Genomic DNA, 2,778 nt, shown 5'->3' with positions numbered 1-2,778 from the left:
TGACCGAGCGCTTGCGATTGTTTTCATAAGACTGTTGAGCGTAGTCGGCAGAATAAACCTCTTTGAAGCGCCCTTTTCCAAGACATTGTCGGACTGTCCCACGCTTGATTTCAGTGTGGATAGTTTGAGGAGCTTTTCCAAGTAGAGAGGCAACTTCTCTATTTGATTTTCCTTCTTTTTTCCATCTTTCGATTAAGCGACGGCTATCGATTGTCAAATGTTTACCTTTTGTAGTATAATTGTCTTGCATTTCTGTGCCTTTCTTGTGTTTGTGGTTGAACAACAAGTATAACACAGAGGTGTTTTCTTATGCCTACAAGAGCTTTCATTATTTCCATTTTCTTTTGGATTTCACTCTATTCTGAAAAACTTGTGTATATTTACTGAAGCTAGCAAGTCTTACCTGTAAATTTAATGAAAGCAACACAAAATCCGAGAGGGGAATCTCGGATTAATAGATAGAGAGTTTTTAGTTTAAATAAATTGTTTAAAATATCAACAACATCACTTCTTTTCTTAACCTGATAAGTCTTGATTCCTAATTTTGGGGCTACGATTATATTGTCCTCAATATCGTCTAGAAAGACACAATTTCTAGGTTATAACTGGTATTTATCGATAGTTACTCATATACATCAGTCCACCTCCATACTTATGTGCGAGCCTCTCTTTGTATTATACCTCCATACTCACCTTACAGATTCTTTTGGTAATAATATCTTTGCCTAATGTAGAGATAGTCTTGCAAAGAAAAAACTTCCTTGTAGCCATGTTTCTGATAAAAGTCCGGTGCCTGGAACTGGTAAGTATTGACAAAGGCAAAACAACAATTTCGATTCTTAGCTTCACTTTCTGCCTGTTGCAATAGTTTTGAACCGATTCCTTGCCCTCGCAGTTCCTCTTTTACAAACAAATACTCGATTTCTAGCCAATTTCCAAAAGTCTCTGCTATCAAACCTGCCAGGAGATTGCCCTTTTCATCTTCGACATAAAGATTAAGTGGCTCACTTTCAGCCTCTTCTCTTTTTGAACGGTTATAAACACGAATCAAATTCCCAATTTCTTGTGCTTTCTGAGACTCCTTGTTTTCCAATCTAAAGTACATCTAAACCTCCTCAAACACTGTTACAGCTTGATTATAGTCTTATTTCAATAGACTGTCAAACTAGAAAAAACCCACCAACCTGAGTTGATGAGTTCTTAATCTATTTTCTAAATTTCCACTGGCTATAAATCCCGAAACCGATAATCCAGATAGCTGATCCAATTGCTCCTACAAATGTAGACTCTTGTAAAAAGAGGGTTACAAAGACAAAGGCAAAGAAGAGCATGGTTAAAGGATTTAGGAAACGATAATGGGGCATGAGATAGCCATCCACCATAAAGTCTGGTGACTTGCGGTATTTAAGGTGAGCCACCATGATTAAGATATAAATGGCAATATAGACACCTGATGATGATGCCGTAATCAAGGCAAAGGCATCCGAAACTCCTGGCAAGACGTTGATAAAGGCTGCTAGGGCAATCAAAATCGCTGAGGCAATGATGGCATTTTGTGGTACATTGTGGCGAGAAAGAGTATCTGCTTTAATAGCCTTTAGGAAGCGATTTGGCGAATCATGAGCAATCTGATACAAATGACGCCCTGTTGAATAAAGAGTTGAGTTAAGAGCAGATGCTGCTGAGGTCAAAACGACGAAGTTAATCAAGGCTGCCGCCCACTTGACTCCGGCCAATTCAAATACTGTTACAAAAGGAGAATCAGCTGAGGCAAGTTCACGCCATGGAATGATAGCCATGATGGCTAAGAGGGCACCACCGTAGAAAAAGGCGATACGCAAAGGAATTTCCTTAACGGCTTTTGGCAGGACCTGACGTGGATTTTTGGTTTCAGAAGTTGTGACCCCGATAAACTCAATCATAAGATAGGCAAAGAACACCATCTGGAAGGCCATGACAAAGTTCACTCCACCATTTGGAAAGAGAGAGAAATTGTCGACAATATTGGCTAAACTTGCTACTCCATGGGGTGTCTTAAAGCCTGTCAAGACCATAAAGACTCCTGTCGCAATCATGGCTAAAATAGCCACAATCTTGACCATAGCAAACCAAAACTCAACTTCTCCAAATAGCTTCACCGCGATTAGGTTGACCAAGGCTAGAATGGTCAAAAATCCAATCTCAATCATCCAACTCGGCCAAGTTGGGAACCAAAATTGCACATAATGTGCGATAGCAGTGATTTCCGCCATACCGATAAAGACAACAGATAGCCAGTAAGACCAAACCGAGAAATAGCCCCAGCCCTTACCCAAATGGCGCGTGATAAAGTTGATAAAGGTATGTTGCTCAGGGTCTTGGTAAAGCATTTCCCCAACCGCACGCATCATGAGGAACATGAAAGCCCCTGTAATCATATAAATCAGTACAATGGAAGGACCTGTTAGGCTGATAGAGCGACCTGCTCCCAAAAAGAGTCCTGTTCCGATTGTTCCCGCAATGGCCATAACCTGCACGTGACGATTGGTCAGACCACGCTCCATCTTATTTTTCTTCTTTGAACTCATATAGTCTCCAATTTCAATTCAATTTATACTCAATGAAAATCAAAGAGCAAACTAGTAAGCTAGCCGTAGGTTGCTCAAAACACTGTTTTGAGGTTGTAGATGAAACTGACGAAGTCAGTCACACATATACGGTAAGACGACGCTGACGTGATTTGAAGAGATTTTCGAAGAGTATTAGACTTTAGTAGATTGAAGAAAGAGAAGAAGGGAA

Annotated in this window: 3 protein-coding genes; all 3 read right to left on the bottom strand. The window is 40.2% G+C overall.

Annotation, left to right across the window (positions count from 1 at the left end; all coding sequences use genetic code 11):
* On the bottom strand, positions 1-250 hold a 250-nt coding region (locus HT730_RS07620; protein ID WP_173307247.1), incomplete at its 3' end, for a helix-turn-helix domain-containing protein.
* 444 nt (positions 251-694) lie between these two features.
* Entirely contained in the window at positions 695-1,093 is a 399-nt protein-coding gene (locus tag HT730_RS07615; protein WP_173307248.1) for a GNAT family N-acetyltransferase, read from the bottom strand.
* A gap of 112 nt (positions 1,094-1,205) precedes the next feature.
* Positions 1,206-2,567, bottom strand: coding sequence for an amino acid permease (locus HT730_RS07610; protein WP_173307246.1), 1,362 nt, complete (start codon positions 2,565-2,567; stop codon positions 1,206-1,208).
* Between the last annotated feature and the right edge of the window lie 211 nt (positions 2,568-2,778).

Origin of the sequence: Streptococcus sp. k-628 (genome assembly GCF_013277475.1) — a bacterium.
In the GTDB taxonomy this organism is placed as follows: domain Bacteria; phylum Bacillota; class Bacilli; order Lactobacillales; family Streptococcaceae; genus Streptococcus.
The sequence above is the reverse complement of the archived record's forward strand: the minus strand, read 5'-3'. Positions and strand labels throughout refer to the sequence as shown.